Annotated in this window: 17 protein-coding genes; 13 read left to right on the top strand and 4 right to left on the bottom strand. The window is 55.8% G+C overall.

All coding sequences use genetic code 11. The features are described from left to right. Positions 1-143: 143 nt before the first annotated feature. Complete coding sequence (gene pta / locus ACL2XO_RS19355; RefSeq protein WP_132927208.1) at positions 144-2,291, bottom strand: phosphate acetyltransferase; 2,148 nt, start codon at positions 2,289-2,291, stop codon at positions 144-146. Between the two features lie 81 nt (positions 2,292-2,372). Next, the gene (locus ACL2XO_RS19350; protein WP_132927210.1) at positions 2,373-3,575 is read right to left on the bottom strand and encodes an acetate kinase; all 1,203 of its coding nucleotides are present in this window, start codon (positions 3,573-3,575) and stop codon (positions 2,373-2,375) included. Between the two features lie 354 nt (positions 3,576-3,929). Here ACL2XO_RS19350 and yfbV point away from each other — a divergent pair, with 354 nt between their 5' ends. The 4 genes from yfbV (at position 3,930) to ACL2XO_RS19330 (ending at position 7,802) form a co-directional block, all read left to right on the top strand. Further along, positions 3,930-4,385: a terminus macrodomain insulation protein YfbV gene (yfbV, locus tag ACL2XO_RS19345; RefSeq protein WP_132927212.1), complete on the top strand. Its 456-nt coding sequence runs from the start codon at positions 3,930-3,932 to the stop codon at positions 4,383-4,385. A gap of 156 nt (positions 4,386-4,541) precedes the next feature. Then, on the top strand, positions 4,542-5,036 hold the full coding sequence (locus ACL2XO_RS19340; protein WP_413743092.1) for a YfbU family protein: 495 nt from the start codon (positions 4,542-4,544) through the stop codon (positions 5,034-5,036). A gap of 23 nt (positions 5,037-5,059) precedes the next feature. Then, positions 5,060-5,716, top strand: a complete 657-nt coding sequence (locus ACL2XO_RS19335; RefSeq protein ID WP_203523492.1) for a sugar phosphatase — start codon at positions 5,060-5,062, stop codon at positions 5,714-5,716. Between the two features lie 253 nt (positions 5,717-5,969). Next, a complete protein-coding gene (locus ACL2XO_RS19330; protein ID WP_413741312.1) occupies positions 5,970-7,802 on the top strand; it encodes an SLC13 family permease in 1,833 nt (610 codons plus the stop codon). Positions 7,803-7,892: 90 nt separating this feature from the next. Here ACL2XO_RS19330 and yfbR read toward each other — a convergent pair whose 3' ends face one another. Together yfbR and ACL2XO_RS19320 are read right to left on the bottom strand one after the other, a co-directional pair. Continuing rightward, positions 7,893-8,495: a 5'-deoxynucleotidase gene (gene yfbR / locus ACL2XO_RS19325; protein WP_132927218.1), complete on the bottom strand. Its 603-nt coding sequence runs from the start codon at positions 8,493-8,495 to the stop codon at positions 7,893-7,895. A 9-nt stretch (positions 8,496-8,504) separates the two neighbouring features. Beyond that, the gene (locus ACL2XO_RS19320; protein ID WP_132927220.1) at positions 8,505-9,725 is read right to left on the bottom strand and encodes a pyridoxal phosphate-dependent aminotransferase; all 1,221 of its coding nucleotides are present in this window, start codon (positions 9,723-9,725) and stop codon (positions 8,505-8,507) included. A 1,035-nt stretch (positions 9,726-10,760) separates the two neighbouring features. Here ACL2XO_RS19320 and lrhA point away from each other — a divergent pair. The 9 genes from lrhA to nuoI all read left to right on the top strand — a co-directional run bounded on the left by lrhA (position 10,761) and on the right by nuoI (position 21,643). Then, positions 10,761-11,702 (top strand): transcriptional regulator LrhA, encoded by a 942-nt coding sequence (gene lrhA, locus ACL2XO_RS19315; protein ID WP_132927222.1) that lies wholly within the window; start codon positions 10,761-10,763, stop codon positions 11,700-11,702. Between the two features lie 661 nt (positions 11,703-12,363). Beyond that, positions 12,364-12,801, top strand: coding sequence for an NADH-quinone oxidoreductase subunit A (locus ACL2XO_RS19310; RefSeq protein WP_132927224.1), 438 nt, complete (start codon positions 12,364-12,366; stop codon positions 12,799-12,801). Positions 12,802-12,816: 15 nt separating this feature from the next. Beyond that, the gene (locus ACL2XO_RS19305) at positions 12,817-13,497 is read left to right on the top strand and encodes a NuoB/complex I 20 kDa subunit family protein (RefSeq protein WP_413725121.1); all 681 of its coding nucleotides are present in this window, start codon (positions 12,817-12,819) and stop codon (positions 13,495-13,497) included. A 97-nt stretch (positions 13,498-13,594) separates the two neighbouring features. Next, positions 13,595-15,394: an NADH-quinone oxidoreductase subunit C/D gene (gene nuoC, locus ACL2XO_RS19300; RefSeq protein WP_413741311.1), complete on the top strand. Its 1,800-nt coding sequence runs from the start codon at positions 13,595-13,597 to the stop codon at positions 15,392-15,394. Positions 15,395-15,396: 2 nt separating this feature from the next. Further along, entirely contained in the window at positions 15,397-15,930 is a 534-nt protein-coding gene (gene nuoE, locus ACL2XO_RS19295; protein ID WP_413741310.1) for an NADH-quinone oxidoreductase subunit NuoE, read from the top strand. Next, positions 15,927-17,276: an NADH-quinone oxidoreductase subunit NuoF gene (gene nuoF, locus ACL2XO_RS19290; RefSeq protein WP_132927230.1), complete on the top strand. Its 1,350-nt coding sequence runs from the start codon at positions 15,927-15,929 to the stop codon at positions 17,274-17,276. The genes nuoE and nuoF overlap by 4 nt, the downstream gene beginning before the upstream one ends. 106 nt (positions 17,277-17,382) lie before the next feature. Continuing rightward, positions 17,383-20,112 (top strand): NADH-quinone oxidoreductase subunit NuoG, encoded by a 2,730-nt coding sequence (gene nuoG / locus ACL2XO_RS19285; protein ID WP_132927232.1) that lies wholly within the window; start codon positions 17,383-17,385, stop codon positions 20,110-20,112. Beyond that, positions 20,109-21,086, top strand: a complete 978-nt coding sequence (nuoH, locus tag ACL2XO_RS19280) for an NADH-quinone oxidoreductase subunit NuoH (RefSeq protein WP_132927234.1) — start codon at positions 20,109-20,111, stop codon at positions 21,084-21,086. The genes nuoG and nuoH overlap by 4 nt, the downstream gene beginning before the upstream one ends. 14 nt (positions 21,087-21,100) lie before the next feature. Beyond that, positions 21,101-21,643 carry an NADH-quinone oxidoreductase subunit NuoI gene (gene nuoI / locus ACL2XO_RS19275; protein ID WP_203523487.1) on the top strand — a complete coding sequence of 181 codons (543 nt, stop codon included), beginning with the start codon at positions 21,101-21,103 and terminating at the stop codon, positions 21,641-21,643. Positions 21,644-21,648 lie beyond the last annotated feature (5 nt).

Raw genomic sequence — 21,648 nt, 5'->3', positions numbered from 1 at the left:
CGAGGCGGGCGTGGTTTTACCGCCCGCCGGAGCGCCCCACAGCGCGGTAGGCCCGCAATCGCCGATCGCGCAGCGAACCTGTTGAGGGAACGCCCGGCAAAAAAAAGCCGGCTTGCGCCGGCATCATGTCATGGCAACTGCGTTTACTTGCCTTCAGCCTGTTTTGACTGAATGGCGGTCAGGGCGACGGTATAAACGATATCGTCCACCAGGGCGCCGCGGGACAGATCGTTCACCGGCTTGCGCATGCCTTGCAGCATCGGCCCGATGGAGATAAGGTCGGCGGAACGCTGAACCGCTTTGTAGGTAGTGTTGCCGGTGTTCAAATCCGGGAAGATGAACACGGTGGCTTTACCGGCTACCGGCGAATTCGGCGCCTTGGACAGCGCCACATCGGCCATAATGGCCGCATCGTACTGCAGCGGACCGTCGATCACCAGATCAGGACGTTTTTCCTTGGCCAGACGGGTGGCTTCGCGCACTTTTTCCACATCGCTGCCGGCGCCGGAGGTGCCGGTGGAGTAGGAAATCATCGCCACGCGGGGTTCGATACCGAAAGCGGCGGCGGAGTCGGCGGACTGAATGGCGATTTCAGCCAGTTGTTCCGCGGTGGGATCCGGGTTGATGGCGCAGTCGCCGTAAACCAGAACCTGTTCCGGCAGCAGCATAAAGAACACCGAGGATACCAGCGAACTGCCCGGGGCGGTCTTGATCAACTGCAGCGGCGGACGAATGGTGTTGGCGGTGGTATGGACCGCGCCGGAAACCAGCCCGTCCACTTCCCCCTGTTCCAACATCAGGGTGCCCAGCACAACGTTGTCTTCCAACTGTTCGCGCGCTACCACTTCAGTCATGCCTTTGCTCTTGCGCAGCTCAACCAGACGCGGCACATAACGCTCACGGGCGACTTCCGGATCGATGATTTCGATGCCCTTGCCCAGTTCCACGCCCTGCACGGCGGCCACGCGATGGATTTCATCCGGGTTGCCCAGCAACACGCAGTGAGCAATACCGCGTTCGGCACAAATGGCTGCGGCTTTGATGGTGCGGGGTTCATCCCCTTCCGGCATCACGATACGTTTGCCGGCCGCGCGGGCCAGTTCGGTAAGCTGATAGCGGAAAGCAGGCGGTGACAGGCGGCGTGAGCGTTCGGAGCTGGCGGTCAGGGATTCTATCCACGTATTGTCGATATGGCCGGCCACGTAGTTAGCCACTTTTTCCACACGGCTATGGTCGTCAGCGGGGACTTCCAGGCTAAAGCTTTGCAGATTAAGGGACGTCTGCCAAGTATTGGTATTGACCTTGAACATCGGCAAGCCGGTCTGGAATGCGCGTTCGCACAGGCTGTTGATGGTGGGATCGATTGTATAGCCCCCGGTCAGCAGGATGGCGCCCAGTTCCACACCGTTCATGGCCGCCAGACAGGCCGCCACCAGGACATCGGGACGGTCGGCGGAGGTCACCAGCAGCGAACCCGGACGGAAATGTTCCAGCATATTCGGCAGGCTGCGGGCGCAGAACGTTACTGATTTGACGCGGCGGGTCTGGATATCCCCTGCATGGATAATGGTGGCGCCCAGATGCTTGGCCATATCAATGGCGCGCACGGCGATCAGTTCAAAACTCCAGGGTACGACACCCAGTATCGGTAAAGGAGTGTTGTCGAACAGCTGCTTGACATCGATATTGGTGACGCTGGCCTTGCTGGAGTCGTCGAATATTTCGGACAAATCAGGACGGGTCCGGCCCTGTTCGTCCACCGGCGCGTTCAGCTTGTTGACGATAACGCCGATGATGTTTTTATTCTTGCTGCCGCCGAAGCTGGAACGGGCCAGTTCAATCCGTTCTTTCAGCTGATCGGGAGAATCATTGCCCAATGACAGCACAAAAACGATTTCCGCATTCAGGGTTTTGGCGATTTCATAGTTCAGCGCGTTGGCGAATTGATGCTTGCGGGTCGGGACCAGCCCTTCCACCAGCACCACTTCCGCATCTTTGGTATTGTCATGATAGCGGGCAATGATCTCTTCCATCAGCACATCCTGCTGATTGGAGCCCAGCAGCGATTCCACATGGCTCATCCGCAGCGGTTCTGCGGAGGGAATGGTGGAATTGGCGCGGATGATATTGGTCGTGGCATCAAGTGCATCGTCACCGGACCGGGGCTGTGAGATCGGTTTGAAGACACTGAGTCGCACGCCTTTTTGTTCCATGGCGCGAATGACACCCAGGCTGATGCTTGTCAGTCCGACACTGGTGCCGGTGGGAATCAACATGATTGTACGGGACACGGCTAAACCTCTTTTATACGGTTGCTCGTTGGTCAAACAAGTGTTCCGCCGGGGAAGGCCTGCGGCGGAACGGTGAAATCATTACGCGGTCAGACGGGCGGCATCCTGGGCTATGACCAACTCTTCATTGGTCGGGATCACGATGGCCGGACGGCTGGTATCGGTGGTGATAATGCCGCTGTTGCCGAAACGGGCGGCCTCGTTGCGTTTTTGGTCGATTTCAAAGCCCAGCAGCGACAGTTTCTTAAGGGTCAGCTCGCGGACCATCGCCGCGTTTTCACCGATGCCGCCGGTGAAGATAATCGCATCGAGACGGCCGTCCATCAGCGCGGTATAAGAGCCGATGTATTTGGCCAGCCGATGGCAGAACACGTCCATGGCACGCTTGGCTTCCGGTTTAGCGGCGTAATTATCGATGACCCAGCGCATATCGCTGGTTTCGCCGGTCAGGCCCAGCAGGCCGGATTCCTTGGTGAGCATATGGTCGATTTGATCAACCGACATCCCCATGGCATTATGCAGATAGAACATAATGGCGGGATCGATATCGCCGCTGCGGGTGCCCATCACCAGGCCTTCCAGCGGAGTCAGTCCCATGGAGGTATCCACGCTTTCGCCGTTGCGCACCGCGGTGATCGAACCGCCGTTGCCCAGGTGGCAGGTGATAAGGTTAACCGCCGACATTGGCTTGCCCAGGAATTTGGCCGCTTCGCGGGTCACATAAAAGTGGCTGGTGCCGTGGGCGCCGTAGCGGCGAATGCCGTGTTCCTTATAGATGGAATACGGCAGGGCATAAAGATAGGCTTCTTCCGGCATGGTTTGATGGAACGCGGTATCAAAAACCGCCACGTTTTTCTTCGCCAGTTTCGGAAAGTTCTTCTGTGCTTCGTTAATGCCGATGATATGGGCGGGGTTATGCAGCGGCGCAAACGGGATGGAATCCTTGATTGCCTGCAACACCGCGTCCGTGATGACGGCGGAACTGGTATATTTTTCGCCGACATTGACGACGCGATGGCCGATGGCGGTGATTTGTGCCGATAATTCTGGTTTTTGCGCCAAAATTGTATTAACTATAAAGCGTAATGCTTCGCTGTGTGCGGCACGGTCGCCCAATTCAGCTTCGTGTTTGGCGCCGTCCATCTTCCACTTGATGCGCGCTTCCGGCAGGTTGAAGCACTCAGCGAGGCCGGAAAGGAATTCTTCACCGCTTGCAGCATCGATAATGGCAAATTTAAGGGATGAACTGCCACAGTTAAGAACCAGTACTAGCTTACTCGACATGGAAGTACCTATGTATTGTGCATGGTTAATAAATCATCAATCAGTCTTAAAGCGTAGCGCATTAGCCCATTGAGATTTATGATTAACATCATGCCAAAGGTCATTTTTTTGACATGAAATCGAAAATAGTTGAAGTTAATCAATTTTTTTTGAAACGTAATTTTACCTATTCCCTCGCCGCCGTCGGCGGAGGATACTGAAAGCCTGCAGTCCGGGGCCGGTTTATCCTGCCGCGAGACGGCAACAAGGATAACGACTGCCGGCAGCAAAGACAAAATATATTTAAATGTTCTAAAATTATCTTGTGTTTTTGCACAAAAAATTTAATTTTTATTCGTAAAGTTGAGGTCCGCTATGGCGACAATCCCCTCCGGTTCGGTAAGCTGGTATAAAATCTTCCAGCGCGGACAAGACTATATGAAAACCTGGCCGACCGACAAACGCCTGGCGCCGCTTTTTCCGGAAAATCGTATGATCACCGCCACCCGTTTCGCCGTGCGTTTTATGCCGGCGGTGGCCGTCTTCACGCTAAGCTGGCAAATCGCCCTCGGCGGACAGCTCGGTCCGGCGGTGGCGACGGCCGTTTTCGCCTGCAGCCTGCCGATGCAAGGGCTCTGGTGGCTGGGCAAGCGCTCGGTCACGCCGCTGCCGCCGACCCTGCTGCACTGGTTCCACGAAGTGCGCCACCAGCTTACCGAGGCAGGGCAGGCCATGGCGCCGGTGGAAGGCGCGCCCACCTATCAGATGCTGGCGGATGTTCTCAAACGCGCCTTCAAGCTGCTCGACAAAGCTTTTTTAGACGATTTATAACCTCGTGCCCGCTTCTTGTTACAGCGGGCCGATATTTCATCATCGGCTGTCTTAAATCAAAAAAGCGCCGGCTTCCGATACCGTCGCCGCCAGCATTATGACATGCTAACGACGGGATAGTTTAGGCGATTCAAGATACAAAATCAGGAGTGGATGATGGAGATGACAAACGCCCAGCGGCTTATTCTGTCGAACCAGTATAAAATCATGATCATGCTGGATCCGGATAATGCCGAGCGTTACCGCCGCCAGCAGACCATTGTGGAGCGCGGATACGGCTTGCAGATGGCCGAACTGGACCGGGATTTCGGTCAGTTAAGCGAAGATGTCTGCCGCACGATTATCGATATTATGGAAATGCATCACGCCATGCAGGTGTCCTGGGGCAATCTGAAGGATCGCCAGGATATTGATGAACGGCGTTTATCATTCCTGGGTTTCGATGCCGCCACGGAATCCCGTTACCTGGCCTATGTTCGTTTTATGGTCTTTACCGAAGGGCGCTACACCCACTTCGATTCCGGCACGCACGGATTTAATGCCCAGACCAAAATGTGGGATAAATACCTGCGCATGCTCGCCGTTTGGCAATCCTGCCCGCGTCAATACCATTTGAGCGCGGTTGAAATTACGCAAATCATCAATGCCTGACGGCTTAATCCGGAGATATGCCAGTGCTTTGTAGAGGTTTTTTGTTTGACCTTGATGGAACCTTGATTGATTCATTACCGGTGGTGGAGTTAGCCTGGAGTAACTGGGCCAAAAGCAAAGGCGTTTCCGTTAAGGACGTATTTGACTTTATCCATGGGAAACAGGCGATTACCTCATTGCGTCATTTTATGCCGGGTGCCAGTGAGGAGACGCTGCGGGCTGAATTCCTCGCCCTGGAAAAATTTGAAGCGGAGTGTATCGACGGCGTGACGGCGTTGCCTGGCGCGGTGGCGCTGCTCAACCGCCTGAATGAATTGGATATTCCCTGGGCCATCGTGACATCGGGAACGATGCCGGTGGCCTCCGCCCGCATCCGGGCCGGCAATCTGCCGGCGCCGGCGGTATTGATTACCGCCGAGCAGGTGGCGCGGGGCAAGCCTCAGCCGGACGCCTATCTGCTGGGGGCGGAAAAGCTGGGGTTCGCGCCCCGTGAATGCATCGTGGTGGAAGACGCCATCGCCGGCATCCAGGCCGCGCTGGCCGCCGGTTGTCCGGTGATTGCGGTTAACCCGCCGGCCCAAACGCCGCAAAAGGATGCCGTGGGCATGCTGCTCACTTCCCTGGAGCAGCTGCGAATCGAGCGTGAAGCCGACGGCGCCAGGGTCAGTCTCATTGCCTGACGAAATCCCCGTCCGCTGCATGGGGTCGAGCCAACCGAGGGTTCCACGGCGCGCTAGGCCCGAGTTCACCGATCGTGCAACGACCTGTTAAAGGGAGAGCGTGCCGATGGGGTCGAAGCGGGCGTGGTTTTACCGCCCGCCCGAGCGCCCCACGGCGCGCTAGGCCCGCTACCACCGAACGTGCAACGACGTGTTAAAGGGAGAGCGCGCTGACTGAAACACGTGAGATACCGACATCATCAGGGACAATGTCGTGACTAATGAACTCATCTGGGTGCTCGTCCTGCTGTTGATCGCCATCCTGTTGTTTACCACCGGCAAAGTGCGCATGGATGTCGTGGCGCTGCTGGTGATTATCGCCTTTGTGCTCAGCGGCACGCTGACGCTGGCGGAAGCCACCGCTGGTTTCAGCGATCCCAACGTCCTGCTTATCGCCGCCCTGTTCGTCATCGGCGAAGGACTGGTGCGCACAGGCATAGCCTATCAAATGGGGGAGTGGCTAATGCGGGCGGCGGGCAAAAGCGAAACCCGCATGCTGATTCTCCTGATGATCACCGTGGCCTCCCTCGGGGCGTTCATGAGTTCCACCGGCGTGGTGGCTATTTTCATCCCGGTGGTGCTGAGCGTCGCGGCGCGCATGAAAACGTCCCCCGCCCGGCTAATGATGCCCTTGAGTTTTGCCGCCCTTATCAGCGGCATGATGAGCCTGGTGGCGACGCCGCCCAATATGGTAATCAATAGCGAACTGGTAAGGGACGGCGCGCGGGGATTTGGTTTCTTCGCCGTGACTCCCATCGGTATCATGGTGTTGATCATGGGTATCGGCTACATGCTGGTAGCGCGTTTTTGGCTAAACGGCAACAACAGCGACCCGGAGCGTGAGCGGTGGAAACGCCGGACATTCCGCGATCTCATCCATGATTACAAACTGAGCGGACGCGCGCGGCGCCTGGCGCTGCGGCCCGGTTCGCCATTGATCGGGCAGCGGCTGGACGATCTCCGGCTGCGCGATCGCTACGGTGCCAACGTGGTGGGTATAGAGCGCTGGCGCAAATTCCGCCGGGTGATGATCAGCGCCGGGGGCAATACCGAGCTGCAGCAGCGCGATGTATTGTTAGTGGATATTTCAGCCAACGAGGCGGGACTACGGCAATTTTGCAGCGAACATCTGCTGGAGCCGATGATCCTGCGGGGCGAATATTTTTCCGAACAGGCGCGGGACGTCGGCATGGCGGAGGTCAGCCTGATTCCTGACTCCGCATTGCTGGGCAAAAGCCTGCGGCAGGTGGGCTTTCGCAGCCGATACGGGCTCAACGTGGTGGGTATCCGCCGTGGCGGCGAGGCGATGACCGGCAAACTCATCGACGAAGAGCTGACGCTGGGGGATATCTTGCTGGTGATCGGCGATTGGAAGCTTATCCGCCAGCTGCAGATGCAAAAATACAATTTTATCGTGCTCAATTTGCCGGCGGAAGTGGACGACGTGGCGCCGGCGGTGAGCCAGGCGCCCCATGCGTTGTTTTGCCTGGCGCTGATGGTGGCGATGATGCTCACCGATCAGGTCCCCAATCCCATCGCCGCCCTTATCGCCTGTGTACTGATGGGAAAGTTCCGCTGTATCGATATGGAAAGCGCTTACCGCGCCATCCATTGGCCGAGCCTGATTCTTATCGTCGGCATGATGCCGTTCGCCCTGGCCCTGCAAAAGACCGGCGGCGTCGAGCTGGTGGTGCGTTTGCTGATGGACATATCGGGCGGGGCGGGAGCGCATATGATGCTCTTGAGCCTGTTTGTCCTTTGCGCGGTCATCGGACTGTTCATTTCCAATACCGCCACGGCGGTACTGATGGCGCCCATCGCGGTGGCCGCCGCCCATGAAATGTCGGTGTCCCCGTATCCCTTCGCCATGATTGTGGCTATCGCCGCCTCCTCGGCTTTCATGACGCCGGTTTCATCGCCGGTAAACACCCTGGTGCTGGCGCCGGGAGGCTATAAATTCGGCGACTTTATCCGCCTCGGCGTTCCTTTCACCCTGTTGGTGATGGCGGCGAGCGTGCTGCTGGTGCCGGTGCTCTTTCCCTTCTGATTAAGGCTTGCTCAAGACGCTTTCATTCCGGCCGCCATTGCCAGGCAATGCATTCCCGATAGATTTATGCCGGCCGGGCCGGCATAGCCGTTACAGCGGCGAATCGTGGTTGCTGATTTCGTCCAGGGAGAGGCTGAAGCTGGGAATAAACACCGTCATAAAATAGTCCATTTCCGGGCTGTTACGCTCTTCGAGGGTTTTCTCCAGCCGCGCCATGGCGGGGGTGAATTCATTGTTGCCGGCGGAAATCTCCTCCAGGCACTTTAAATAGGCGCAAAGGGTGTCCGCCTGTTTCACCACTGCTTTCTCTTCCGGGGCATAGTATTGCTCGTCAATCAGCGGCCGGAAATCCTCCCTCAGCTCTTCCGGCAGCATCTCGATAAGCTTTCCCTGGGCGATTTTCTCGATGTTTTTGTATTCATGGGCAATCTGCGCATTGAAATATTTAATCGGCGTCGGCATGTCGCCGGTGAGCACTTCGCTGGTATCGTGATACATCGCCAGCAAAGCGATGCGTTCGGCATTCAGCCGGCCGCCGAACCTGCGGTTTTTGATCACCGCCAGGGCATGGGCCACAAACGCCACCTGCAGGCTGTGTTCAGATACATTTTCGGTGCGGATGTTACGCATTAACGGCCAGCGATTAATCAGCTTCAACCGGGACAGATGGGCAAAAAAATGGCTTTGGTTCATAACTCGCTCTTATTGCTGATGGTATTTCTGCAAAAAACGGCTGAATTTGCCGAGGGCGCTTTCCAGCACATCCACCCTTGGCAGCGTGACGATGCGCAGATGATCGGGCCACGGCCAGTTAAACGCCGTGCCCTGGACCAGCAGCACTTTCTCTTCCAGCAGCAAATCCAGTACCAATTTCTGATCGTCAAGAATATTGAAACGACGGGCATCGATGCGAGGGAACATATAAAGCGCACCGCTGGGTTTGACGCAGGAGACGCCGGGAATATCGTTAATCAGTTCCCAGGCCCGGTTGCGCTGTTCGTATAACCGTCCCCCCGGCATAATGAATTCGCTGATGCTCTGGTAGCCCCCCAGCGCGGTCTGGATGGCATGCTGCATCGGCACATTGGCGCATAATCGCATGGACGCCAGCATTTCGAGTCCTTCAATATAGCCTTTGGCCTGTTTTTTCGGTCCGTTCAGTACCATCCAGCCCTGGCGAAAGCCAGCGACACGATAGGTCTTTGACAGGCCGTTAAAGGTCAAGGTAAGCAGATCGGGCGCCAGGGCGGCTATTGAATGATGCTGCGCCTCGTCATAAAGTATTTTGTCATAGATTTCATCCGAGAAGATAATCAGGTTATGTTGACGGGCTATCTCTACCAATTCCAATAACATTTCTTTACTGTAGACCGCCCCGGTGGGGTTATTGGGATTGATGATCACCAGTCCCCGGGTGCGCGGCGTAATTTTTTTGCGGATATCGTCCAGATCCGGAAACCAACCGGCGCCTTCGTCACAGAGATAATGTACGGCGTTGCCGCCGGACAGCACTACTGACGCGGTCCATAACGGATAATCAGGGGCGGGTATCAGCATTTCGTCACCGGTGTTAAGCAACGCCTGCATTGATTGCAGGATGAGCTCGGATACGCCGTTGCCGATATACACGTCTTCAACGGTGATATCCAGCATATTGCGTGCCTGGTAATGCTGCATGATGGCTTTACGGGCCGAATAGAGGCCTTTTGAATCACAATAGCCCTGCGAGGTGGGCAAATGGCGAATCACATCCACTAAAATCTCGTCCGGCGCTTCAAAACCGAACGGAGCGGGATTGCCGATATTTAGCTTAAGGACTTTATTACCTTCTTCTTCGAGACGCTTGGCTTCTTTGAGCACCGGGCCCCGAATGTCGTAACAAACATTTTCCAATTTACTGGATTTTTCAACGCTAGTGCTCACGATATTATGCCTTATGCAGGGAAAACGTATTTTAACCGGGAAATCGCGCATTCTGCATAATGTACTCCACTGGTTTGTCCTTTAGAAGGTTTCAGGGCGTCAATAGCGGTAATGTTCAGGCTGAAAACAGGATGTCAACAGACAATTTTACATTAACCGTTTTTTCAGTTAAAAAATCCATAAAATATTAATCATTAGATATATTATTCTGATGTGATAATCTTTACATTCCGCTTGGTTTCACGGTTTGAGTATTTTATATACTAATGATGGCGAATAGGGTCTACTCTGATAAAAGAGGTCGGTTGGCGACCGGTCTAGTTACCAGCGGTTAAGATGTTAAGAAAAATTGCGTAAATATCCCTTTCGCATTCCTTTTAGCGCAAAAGGGCCGGGATGAAGCCAGGTATCATGATACTTATCACATTTTTCACCCAAGTAAAGTATCCCTACTTCATCGGCATGTGAGCACTTTCCCATTGAAAAATAAAGGTCAACTTTTGATGCTTACAAATTATTGTTGTTTCGTTTAAGGTAGCTATTTATGGTATACATTTACCAGTAAGAAAATTTTGCCATGAGATATATTTTACCGAAGAAACAATAGTTAAGAAAAATTTATGTAAATAAAGCGGGTTGGGATAAAAAAATTGGACCTAGCCACTAATATTCAACATTTGAAATTGAAGTTAGCATGCCATTTAATTAATTACATTTAAGTTTTAGTTTACCGTTAAGCCTTTCTTTGTTTTACATTTAGCTTTATGTAGATGATATCCTTGCGAAATTTAGCCTTTTATCCACTACGGGCGCTATGTTTCAACGATGCTGGCTACCATTTATATATGTGTGAACTTTGCCTGTAAATCGCAAAGTCTCCGCAAGATTAAAGTGCGTATCGGTTATCGAAACGACCCCGGATTTTGTTGTTAAGGCTGTGGGGATACGTGCATAACAGTAATAGCTTGGAAATGCGATTTTTTTGAACGCCAGGGTAGTAGTGTGTAATTAGAATTCATAAGTGAAGACAATATTATGACCAATGCAAATCGTCCAGTGCTCAATCTAGATCTTGATTTATTGAGAACGTTTGTTGCCGTCGCTGATCTCAACACCTTTGCGGCCGCAGCAGCTTCAGTATGCCGAACACAATCGGCCGTCAGCCAGCAGATGCAACGATTAGAACAGCTTGTCGGAAAAGAATTGTTTGCCCGTCATGGTCGGAACAAGCTTTTGACCGAACACGGGATTCAATTGCTTGGTTATGCCAGGAAGATTTTACTTTACAACGACGAGGCCTGTACGTCGCTTATGTACAGTAATATCCAAGGTTCGCTGACAATCGGCGCATCGGACGATACGGCTGACTCCATACTGCCTTTCCTGCTCAGCAGGGTCACCAGGATATACCCTAAGCTGTCAATTGATGTCTGTGTCAAACGCGGCCCGCAGATGCAGGAAATGCTTAACAGCGGAGAGGTGGATTTGGCTATCACTACGCTGGGTGAAGGAAAACATTCCCATGTCACTCTGCGTACTTCTCCCACCCTGTGGTATTGCGCCGCCGATTACCGTTTCAGTCCCGGTGATGTGATCCCGCTGGTGGTTTCCGATGAGCCAAGCCCGTTTCGGACCCAGGCTATAGAGTTTCTACAAGATGCGGGTATCCCATGGCGTATCGCATACAGTGCGTCTACCCTGGCGGCTATCCGCGCGGCGGTTAAAGCGGGTCTCGGCGTCACCGCGCGGCCGGTGGAGATGATGAGCGCGGATTTACGGGTACTGGGGCAAAGCGACGGATTGCCGTCTTTGCCCGACACTCAGTATGTGCTCTGTAAAAATCCTCAATGCGAAAATGAGCTGGCTATGGCGATTTTCAGCGCGATCAATGCCGGCAACGGTTCTTATAGTCCTGTTCTGCCACGGGCAGTGAACGGGGAAGGGAAGGGAGAAAGCTTTACCGTCAGTGATGAGTAGCTGTGTTGAGTAGCCTAATTAAGCCCCTGATTAATGGGGCTTAATCTACTAAAATCTATTAAAATATCAATTATATATTTTTATTTGATTATAAAGCTTATTACCTCCACTTTTCTCTACCTAATTTATCCTTGCGGCATTCCGGCGCCGGATTTTGTTGCGTCGGCAATGTTAAGCATCTCTTTATTCGTGCAAATAAAAATCAAAACGTTGTTTCTGAAAAAAAAATCGTTGCAGGGCGCACGTACTGTGCAACTTTCACTCCTAAAAGTTGCAAAATTGTGTCCTGGATCATATTTTGCCCTTACCAAAAACGCGGAATAACATGATTTCTCGTGAAAATGGTATAGTGTCTTTCAGGTTACGCAATCGCCGAACAAGGGGATTCCCTTTTTCGTGTCGTTTACTGACTCGATTAAGCGGCGAGCATACGCATCAAATGTTAATAAGATATTGCAGGTGTAAATTACTATGAAGTTTCCTTTGTCCAAGTTGACAAAAGGTTATGCAAAGGAGTAAAAACCCCACATAATGACTGTGTTTGCCGGTGGCTGCAGCACTATGCGGTTTTTTAAATCCTTCCCATAAATCGATGTGGTGAGTCGAACTGCCGTTAAAGAGCAGGCTGCAAAACGCCACTTTTGATGAGTAAGCAAAGAGAATGTCAATAACCACTGAAGTCACCGCCCATTACTGGGCGCTTGCCGTATTTTTCGTTGGCGCCGCCGGTCTCTGCTGTTTTATGTTGTCCGGCGGTTACCTACTGGGCGGAAAAGCCCATGCCCGCTCGAAAAACGTCCCGTTTGAATCCGGTATCGATCCCGTTGGAACCGCAAGGTTGCGGCTTTCGGCCAAATATTACCTGGTTGCCATGTTTTTCGTCATTTTCGACGTGGAAGCATTGTATTTGTACGCCTGGTCCACCTCTATCCGCGAAGTGGGCTGGGGCGGCTTTTGCGAAGCAGCCGTTTTCATTTTAGTGTTGTTGGCGGGGTTGGTTTACCTGGTGCGGATTGGCGCGCTGGATTGGACGCCTGAGCGTTCCCTGCGTCTGCGCCGGTCCGGCCCCATCGCCGAAAACCAACGTCGACAGCCGTAACAGCGAGGCAAAAAAATGGATTATACACTTACCCGGGTTGATCCGGACGGTGATAACGGGAATGACCGCTATCCGCTGCAAAAACAGGAAGTTGTCGCCGATCCCATGGAGGGCCAGGTCAATCGCAGCGTCTTTCTCGGCAAACTTGAAACGGTATTGCACGATGTGGTGAATTGGGGCCGCGGTAATTCTCTTTGGCCCTATAACTTCGGCCTTTCCTGCTGCTACGTGGAAATGACCACCTCCTTCACCGCGGTGCACGATGTGGCGCGCTTCGGTTCCGAGGTTATCCGCGCCTCTCCGCGCCAGGCGGACTTCATGGTCATTGCCGGTACGCCTTTCACCAAAATGGCCCCGGTTATCCAGCGCCTTTATGATCAAATGCTGGAGCCCAAATGGGTGATTTCCATGGGTGCCTGCGCCAACTCCGGCGGCATGTATGACATTTATTCCGTGGTGCAGGGAGTAGACAAATTCCTGCCGGTGGATGTGTACATTCCCGGCTGTCCGCCGCGTCCCGAGGCCTATATTCAGGCGTTGCTGCTGTTGAAGGAATCCATCGGCAAAGAGCGGCGTCCCTTGTCCTGGGTGGTGGGTGACCAGGGGGTCTATCGCGCCAATATGCAGGCGGAGCGCGATCGTAAGCAGGGTGAAAGAATCGCGGTGACCAACCTGCGTTCCCCCGACGAAATTTAGTTTTAAAGCGCGAATCAACACGACATTTGTCGGCCATAATCAGTCAGCGCGCACAATGGCATGACGCCGGTATAGCCTTAATTTGGTGAAAAAAACTATGACAAAGTTGATGACGCAAAACCTCGCCCAGCCGGCCTGGCAAACCCGCGATCACCTTGATGATCCGGTTATCGGCGAATTGCGTGACCGTTTCGGCCCGGAAGCCTTCACCGTACAACCCACCCGTACCGGTATCCCGGTGGTATGGGTCAAACGCGAGCAGATTCTCGACGTCCTGCTGTTCTTGAAAAAACTGCCGAAGCCTTATGTGATGCTGTACGATCTCCACGGCGTGGACGAGCGTTTGCGCTCTCACCGCGAAGGCCTGCCGGCGGCGGATTTCACTGTGTTTTATCACCTGATTTCCATTGAACGGAACCGGGACGTCATGCTTAAGGTGGCGCTGTCGGAAAGCGACCTGCACCTGCCCACCGCCACCAAGATTTTTCCCAACGCCAACTGGTATGAACGTGAAACCTGGGAAATGTTCGGCATGACCTTCGACGGCCATCCCCATTTGACGCGTATCATGATGCCCAAAAGCTGGCAAGGCCACCCGCTGCGCAAGGACTATCCGGCGCGGGCCACCGAATTCGATCCCTTCACGCTCACCAAGCAGAAGCAGGATCTGGAAATGGAAGGGCTGACCTTTAAACCCGAGGAGTGGGGAATGACGCGGAGCCGGGAAAACGAAGACTTCATGTTTTTGAATCTCGGTCCGAACCATCCCTCCGCCCACGGGGCGTTCCGCATCATTTTGCAGCTGGACGGCGAAGAGATAGTCGATTGCGTTCCCGACATCGGTTATCACCACCGCGGCGCGGAAAAAATGGGTGAACGGCAGTCCTGGCACAGCTACATTCCCTACACCGACCGGGTGGAATACCTGGGGGGATGCGTCAATGAAATGCCTTACGTGCTGGCGGTGGAAAAGCTGGCCGGTATTGTGGTGCCGGACCGGGTAAATGTCATTCGCGTCATGCTCTCCGAGCTGTTCCGCATCAACAGCCATCTGCTGTATATCAGTACCTATATTCAGGATATCGGCGGTATGACGCCGGTGTTCCTGGCCTTTACCGATCGCCAGAAAATCTATGACGTGGTGGAAGCCATTACCGGGTTCCGCATGCATCCGGCCTGGTTCCGCATCGGCGGCGTGGCCCACGACCTGCCCCGCGGCTGGGACGGCTTGCTGCGCGATTTCCTCAACTGGCTGCCCAAACGCCTGGACTCCTATGTGAAAGCGGCGCTGAAGAACAGCGTGCTGCGCGGCAGGGCCGAGGGCGTCGCCGCCTACAATGCCCAGGAGGCATTGGATTGGGGCGTTACCGGCGCTGCGCTGCGCGCTACCGGTATTTCCTTCGACGTGCGTAAATGGCGGCCCTATTCGGGCTATGAAAATTTTGACTTTGAAGTGCCGGTGGGCGACGGCATCAGCGACTGCTACAGCCGCGTCATGCTCAAAGTGGAGGAGATGCGCCAGAGCCTGCGCATCCTTCAGCAATGCCTGGACAATATGCCGGAGGGGCCGTTTAAAGCGGATCATCCCCTGACTACGCCGCCGCCCAAAGAACGCACGTTGCAGCATATCGAAACGTTGATTACCCATTTCCTCCAGGTGTCCTGGGGACCGGTGATGCCGGCCAATGAATCCTTCCAGATGATCGAGGCCACCAAGGGGATCAACAGCTATTACCTGACCAGCGACGGCAGCACCATGAGCTACCGGACCCGCATCCGCACGCCGAGTTTCCCGCATTTACAGCAAATACCCTCGGTTATTCGCGGCAGCCTGGTGTCCGATCTCATCGTTTACCTGGGCAGTATCGATTTTGTTATGTCAGATGTGGACCGCTAATTATGCCAGAATCTAAAGCCACCCATGAACAGGCCGTTGCATCCGGCCAGCCGGCCGCGGCCGAGGTTTTTGTGCTGAGCGCCCTCGAGCGCGATGCCATCGAGCATGAAAAACAGCATTACGAAGATGCCCGCGCCGTTTCCATCGAAGCGCTGAAGATTGTGCAAAAGCAGCGAGGCTGGGTGCCGGACGGCGCCATTGACGCCATCGCCGAGGTGCTGGGCATCCCCGGCAGCGATGTGGAAGGGGTCGCCACCTTTTACAGCCAGATTTTTCGTCAGCCGGTGGGACGGCATATCATCCGCTATTGCGACAGCGTGGTATGCCATATCACCGGTTACCAGGGCATTCAGGCCGCGCTGGAGTACTCCCTCAATATCAAGCCGGGCCAGACCACCGAGGACGGGCGTTTTACCCTGCTGCCCACCTGCTGCCTGGGGAATTGCGATAAGGGGCCGACCATGATGATCGACGATGATACGCACGTTCATCTGACGCCGGAAGGTATCGGTTCGCTATTGGAGCAGTATCGATGACCAAACAGATTATACGAACTGCTGAAACGCATCCGCTGACCTGGCGCCTGCGGGACGACCACCAGCCGGTCTGGCTGGACGAATACCGCGGCAAGAACGGCTATGCCGGCGCGGAAAAGGCGCTGAAGGGGATATCGCCGGACGATCTTGTCGCCCTGGTAAAGGATTCGGGCCTGAAAGGGCGCGGCGGCGCCGGCTTCTCCACCGGGCTGAAATGGAGCCTGATGCCCAAAGACCCTTCCATGAATATCCGCTATCTGCTGTGCAATGCGGATGAAATGGAACCCGGTACCTATAAAGACCGGCTGCTGATGGAACAACTGCCCCATCTGCTGGTGGAAGGCATGCTCATTGCCGCCTTCGCCCTGAAATCCTATCGCGGCTATATTTTCCTGCGCGGCGAATATATCGAAGCGGCGGCCAATCTGCGCCGCGCCATCGCCGAGGCCACCGAGGCCGGCTATCTTGGCAAGAATATTCTGGGCAGCGGGTTTGATTTCGAGCTGATGGTGCATACCGGCGCCGGCCGCTATATCTGCGGAGAAGAAACCGCATTGATAAGCTCGCTTGAAGGCCGTCGCGCCAATCCGCGTTCCAAGCCGCCGTTCCCGGCCACGTCCGGCGCCTGGGGTAAACCCACCTGCGTCAATAACGTGGAAACCCTGTGCAATGTGCCGGCCATCGTTGCCGACGGCGTTGAATGGTACAAGGGCATTACGGCGGGCAAAAGCAGCGATACCGGCACCAAGATGATGGGCTTTTCCGGCCGGGTTAAAAATCCCGGCGTGTGGGAACTGCCCTTCGGCATTACGGCGCGGGAAATCCTGGAAGACTATGCCGGCGGCATGCGCGACGGCCTGACCCTGAAAGCCTGGCAGCCCGGCGGCGCCGGCACCGATTTTCTCACCGGGGATCATCTTGATCTGCCCATGGACTTCGAGCATATCGGTAAAGCGGGCAGCCGCCTGGGTACGGCGCTGGCCATGGCGGTGGACAATGAAATCAATATGGTGTCCCTGACGCGCAACCTGGAAGAGTTCTTCGCCCGCGAATCCTGCGGCTGGTGCACGCCCTGTCGCGACGGCCTGCCCTGGAGCGTGAAACTGCTGCAGGCGCTGGAAAACGGCCGGGGGCAGCCGGGGGATATCGAAACCCTGGAGCAGCTTTGCCGTTTCCTCGGCCCGGGCAAGACCTTCTGCGCCCATGCGCCGGGTGCGGTGGAACCGTTGCAAAGCGCCATTAAATATTTCCGGGAAGAATTCGAAGCGGGAATTGCACCGCAGCATATCGGTAATACCCGCGCTATTGCCGGTGTACAGCCAAATTTGCTGAAAGCGCGTTGGTAACCCTGCAGAGGTTGTCCGCCAAAGGGCATGGGCGACCCTGTTATGCACAAGACGCATTTTTGATTAACGCCCGCGGTTTTACGGGCCACACGGAAGCATGCTGACTATGGCTACCATTCATGTAGACGGCAAGGAATATGAGGTTAACGGGGCGGACAACCTGCTGGAAGCCTGTCTGTCGCTTGGCCTTGATATTCCCTATTTTTGCTGGCATCCGGCGCTGGGCAGCGTCGGAGCTTGCCGCCAGTGCGCGGTCAAGCAATACCAAAACGCCGAAGACACCCGCGGCCGGCTGGTGATGTCTTGTATGACGCCGGCGTCTGACGGCACCTTTATCTCCATTGCCGATGACGAAGCGAAAAATTTCCGCCAGAGCGTGGTGGAGTGGCTGATGATTAATCATCCCCACGACTGTCCGGTGTGCGAGGAGGGCGGCAACTGCCACCTGCAGGACATGACGGTGATGACCGGGCAGAATTTCCGCCGCTACCGTTTTACCAAACGGACCCATCGCAACCAGTATCTCGGGCCGTTTATTTCCCATGAGATGAACCGCTGTATCGCCTGTTACCGCTGTGTCCGCTTTTATAAAGATTATGCCGACGGTACGGATCTCGGGGTCTATGGCGCCCATGACAACGTCTATTTCGGCCGTACCCAGGATGGGGCGCTGGAAAGCGAATTCTCCGGCAATCTGGTGGAAGTCTGTCCGACCGGGGTATTTACCGACAAGACCCATTCCGAACGCTACAACCGCAAATGGGATATGCAGTTCGCTCCCAGCATCTGCCAGCAATGCAGCGTCGGCTGCAACACCAGCCCCGGTGAACGCTACGGCGAATTGCGCCGTATCGAAAACCGCTATAACGGCAGCGTCAATCACTATTTCCTCTGCGATCGCGGCCGTTTCGGCTACGGTTACGTTAATCTGAAAGATCGTCCCCGCCAGCCGCTGCAGCGCCGCGGCGAGGATTGGATCGCCCTGAACGCCGAGCAGGCGATGCAAGGTGCGGCCGACGCGCTGCGGCAGGCCAAAAAGATGATCGGTATCGGGTCGCCGCGTGCCAGCGTAGAGAGCAATTTCGCCTTGCGCGAACTGGTGGGGGCCGAGAATTTTTACAGCGGCGTTTCCGCCGCTGAACAGGGCCGCCTGGCGCTGATGCTCAAGGTGCTGCGCGACAGCGGCATCCGTACTCCCGCGCTGCGTGAAATCGAGAGCTACGACGCGGTGCTGGTGCTCGGGGAAGACCTGACCCAGACCGGCGCCCGCATCGCCCTGGCCGTGCGCCAGGCGGTAAAGGGCAAGTCCCGCGAGATGGCTGCGGCGCAGAAAGTCGCCGACTGGCAGATTGCCGCTATCCAAACCATCGGTCAGCGCGCCGGCTATCCGCTGTTCGTCACCAATGTCGACAGCACCAAGCTCGACGATCTCTCTGCCTGGACCTACTGCGCGCCGGCGGAAGATCAGGCCCGGCTCGGTTTCGCCATTGCCCATGCCCTGGATGACGGCGCGCCGGCGGTGACCGATCTCGCCGACGGACTGAAATCCAAAATCGACATTGCGGTGCAGGCCCTGGCCGGCGCCCGTAAGCCGCTGATTATTTCCGGCGGCAGCGCCGGCAGCGAAGCGGTAATCGCCGCCGCCGCCAATATCGCCCGTGCATTGAAAGGCCGCGGCGCCGATGTCGGCATTACCTTTGTCGCCCCAAGCGCCAACAGTATGGGACTGGCGATGATGGGCGGCGGTTCCCTGGACGACGCGCTGGAGCAGTTGGAAAGCGGTGGGGCGGACAGCGTTATCGTGCTGGAAAACGATCTCTATCGCCACGGGGCGGCCTCGCGTATCGACGCCGCGCTGGAGAAGGCCATTAACCTGATTGTGGTGGACCACCAGCGTACCGCCATTATGGATAAGGCGGATCTGATCCTGCCGGCGGCCAGTTTCGCCGAAAGCGACGGGACGCTGGTGAATCAGGAGGGCCGGGCTCAGCGCTTCTTCCAGGTGTTTGACCCGGCTTATTATGACAGCCAGACGGTGATGCTGGAAAGCTGGCGCTGGCTGCACTCTCTGCACTCCACTTATCTGAATCGCCACGTGGACTGGACTCAGTTCGACCACATCATCGCCGCCTGCGCCGAAGCGCTGCCGCAGCTGGCGGGCATCGTCCAGGCCGCGCCGGACGCCGGTTTCCGCGTCAGGGGCCAAAAACTGGCCCGCGAGCCTCACCGCTACAGCGGACGGACCGCCATGCGCGCCAATATCGACGTGCACGAACCCCGTCAGCCGCAGGATCAGGACACCATGTTTGCCTTCTCCATGGAAGGCAACAGCGGCCCGAACAGCAACAGCAAACAGGTGGCCTTCGCCTGGGCGCCGGGCTGGAACTCGCCGCAGGCCTGGAATAAATTCCAGGATGAAGTGGGCGGCCATTTGCGCCACGGCGATCCCGGCGTGCGTTTGCTGGAACCCGGCGACGGCGCGTTGGCTTACTTCACTGACGTTCCGGCGGCATTCTCCCCGCCATCCGACGGACGGTGGCGTATCGCGCCTTATTATCATCTGTTCGGCAGCGAAGAAACCTCGCAGCGGTCGGCCGTTATCCAGGAGCGGATGCCGGCGCCTTATGTGGCGCTCAACCGTCGAGACGCCGAGCATCTGGGGGTCAACAGCGGCACGCTGCTTGAGTTTACCTGCGCCGGCCAGTCTGTGCGTCTGCCGGTACGATTCAGCGAAGGCCTGACCGTCGGTCAGATTGGCCTGCCGCTGGGTTTGCCGGGCATACCGCCGGTGTGGTTGGGACAAACCGTTGAAAATCTGCGGGAGGCCGCACTATGAGTTGGTTAACACCGGATGTGATTGACGCCATTATTGCCGTGCTGAAAGCGATTGTGATTTTACTGGTGGTGGTGTCCTGCGGCGCGTTCATGAGCTTTGGCGAACGCCGGCTACTTGGGCTGTTCCAGAACCGCTACGGACCGAACCGGGTAGGGTGGGGCGGCTCGCTGCAGCTGGTGGCGGACATGGTGAAAATGTTCTTTAAAGAGGACTGGATCCCGCCCTTCGCCGACCGGATGATATTCACTTTGGCGCCGGTGATTGCCTTTACCGCGCTGCTGCTCTCCTTCGCCATCGTGCCGGTGAGTTCCAGCTGGGTGGTGGCGGATCTCAATATCGGCGTGCTGTTCTTTCTGATGATGGGCGGTCTGGCGGTATACGCGGTGCTGTTCGCCGGCTGGTCGAGCAATAACAAATACTCTCTGCTGGGAGCCATGCGCGCTTCGGCGCAGACCCTGAGCTATGAGGTTTTCCTCGGACTGTCGCTCATGGGCGTGGTGGCGCGGGCCGGTTCCTTCAAACTGGGGGACATCGTCGCCTCCCAGGCGCATTTGTGGAATATCATTCCGCAGTTTTTCGGTTTCGCCACCTTCGTGCTGGCCGGGATTGCGGTGTGCCACCGTCATCCCTTCGACCAGCCGGAAGCCGAACAGGAACTGGCGGACGGTTATCACATTGAATATTCCGGCATGAAGTTCGGTTTATTCTTTGTCGGGGAATACATCGGTATCGTGACGGTGTCGGCCCTGATAGTCACGCTGTTTTTCGGCGGCTGGCAGGGACCGTTTTTACCCTCCTTTATCTGGTTCGCCATTAAAACCGGCTTCTTTATGATGATGTTCATCCTGATCCGCGCGGCGCTACCCCGTCCGCGTTATGACCAGGTGATGGCTTTCGGCTGGAGATTCTGCCTGCCGTTAACGCTGCTGAACCTGCTGGCGACGGCGGCGGTCATCTTGTACAACGCTCAATAAGGGGTGAAAAAACCATGACATTAAAAGAGCTGGTCTTTGGTTGCGGCACCCAGTTACGCAGTATCTGGATGATTGGCATGCAAGCGTTCAGCAAACGCGAAACCCAAATGTATCCCGACGTGCCGGTCAATCCGCCGCCCCGTTTCCGCGGCCGCATCGTATTGACCCGCGATCCCGACGGCGAGGAGCGCTGCGTCGCCTGTAACCTGTGCGCCGTGGCCTGTCCCGTGGCCTGTATTTCGCTGCAAAAGGCGGAAACCGCGGACGGACGCTGGTATCCGGAATTTTTCCGTATCAATTTCTCCCGCTGCATTTTCTGCGGTTTGTGTGAAGAAGCCTGCCCCACCACGGCAATCCAGCTGACGCCGGATTTTGAAATGGGCGAGTTCAAGCGTCAGGATTTAGTGTATGAAAAAGAAAATCTGCTGATTTCGGGGCCGGGTAAGTATCCGGAATATAATTTTTACCGGATGGCCGGCATGGCGATTGGCGGGAAAGATAAAGGCGACGCGGAAAACGAAGCCAAACCCATCGACGTCAAAGGTTTGCTGCCCTAAGGAGT

This window comes from Sodalis sp. RH15 (genome assembly GCF_047324255.1).
In the GTDB taxonomy this organism is placed as follows: Bacteria; Pseudomonadota; Gammaproteobacteria; order Enterobacterales; family Enterobacteriaceae; genus Acerihabitans; species Acerihabitans ligni.
This window is presented reverse-complemented; position numbering and strand designations above follow the sequence as displayed.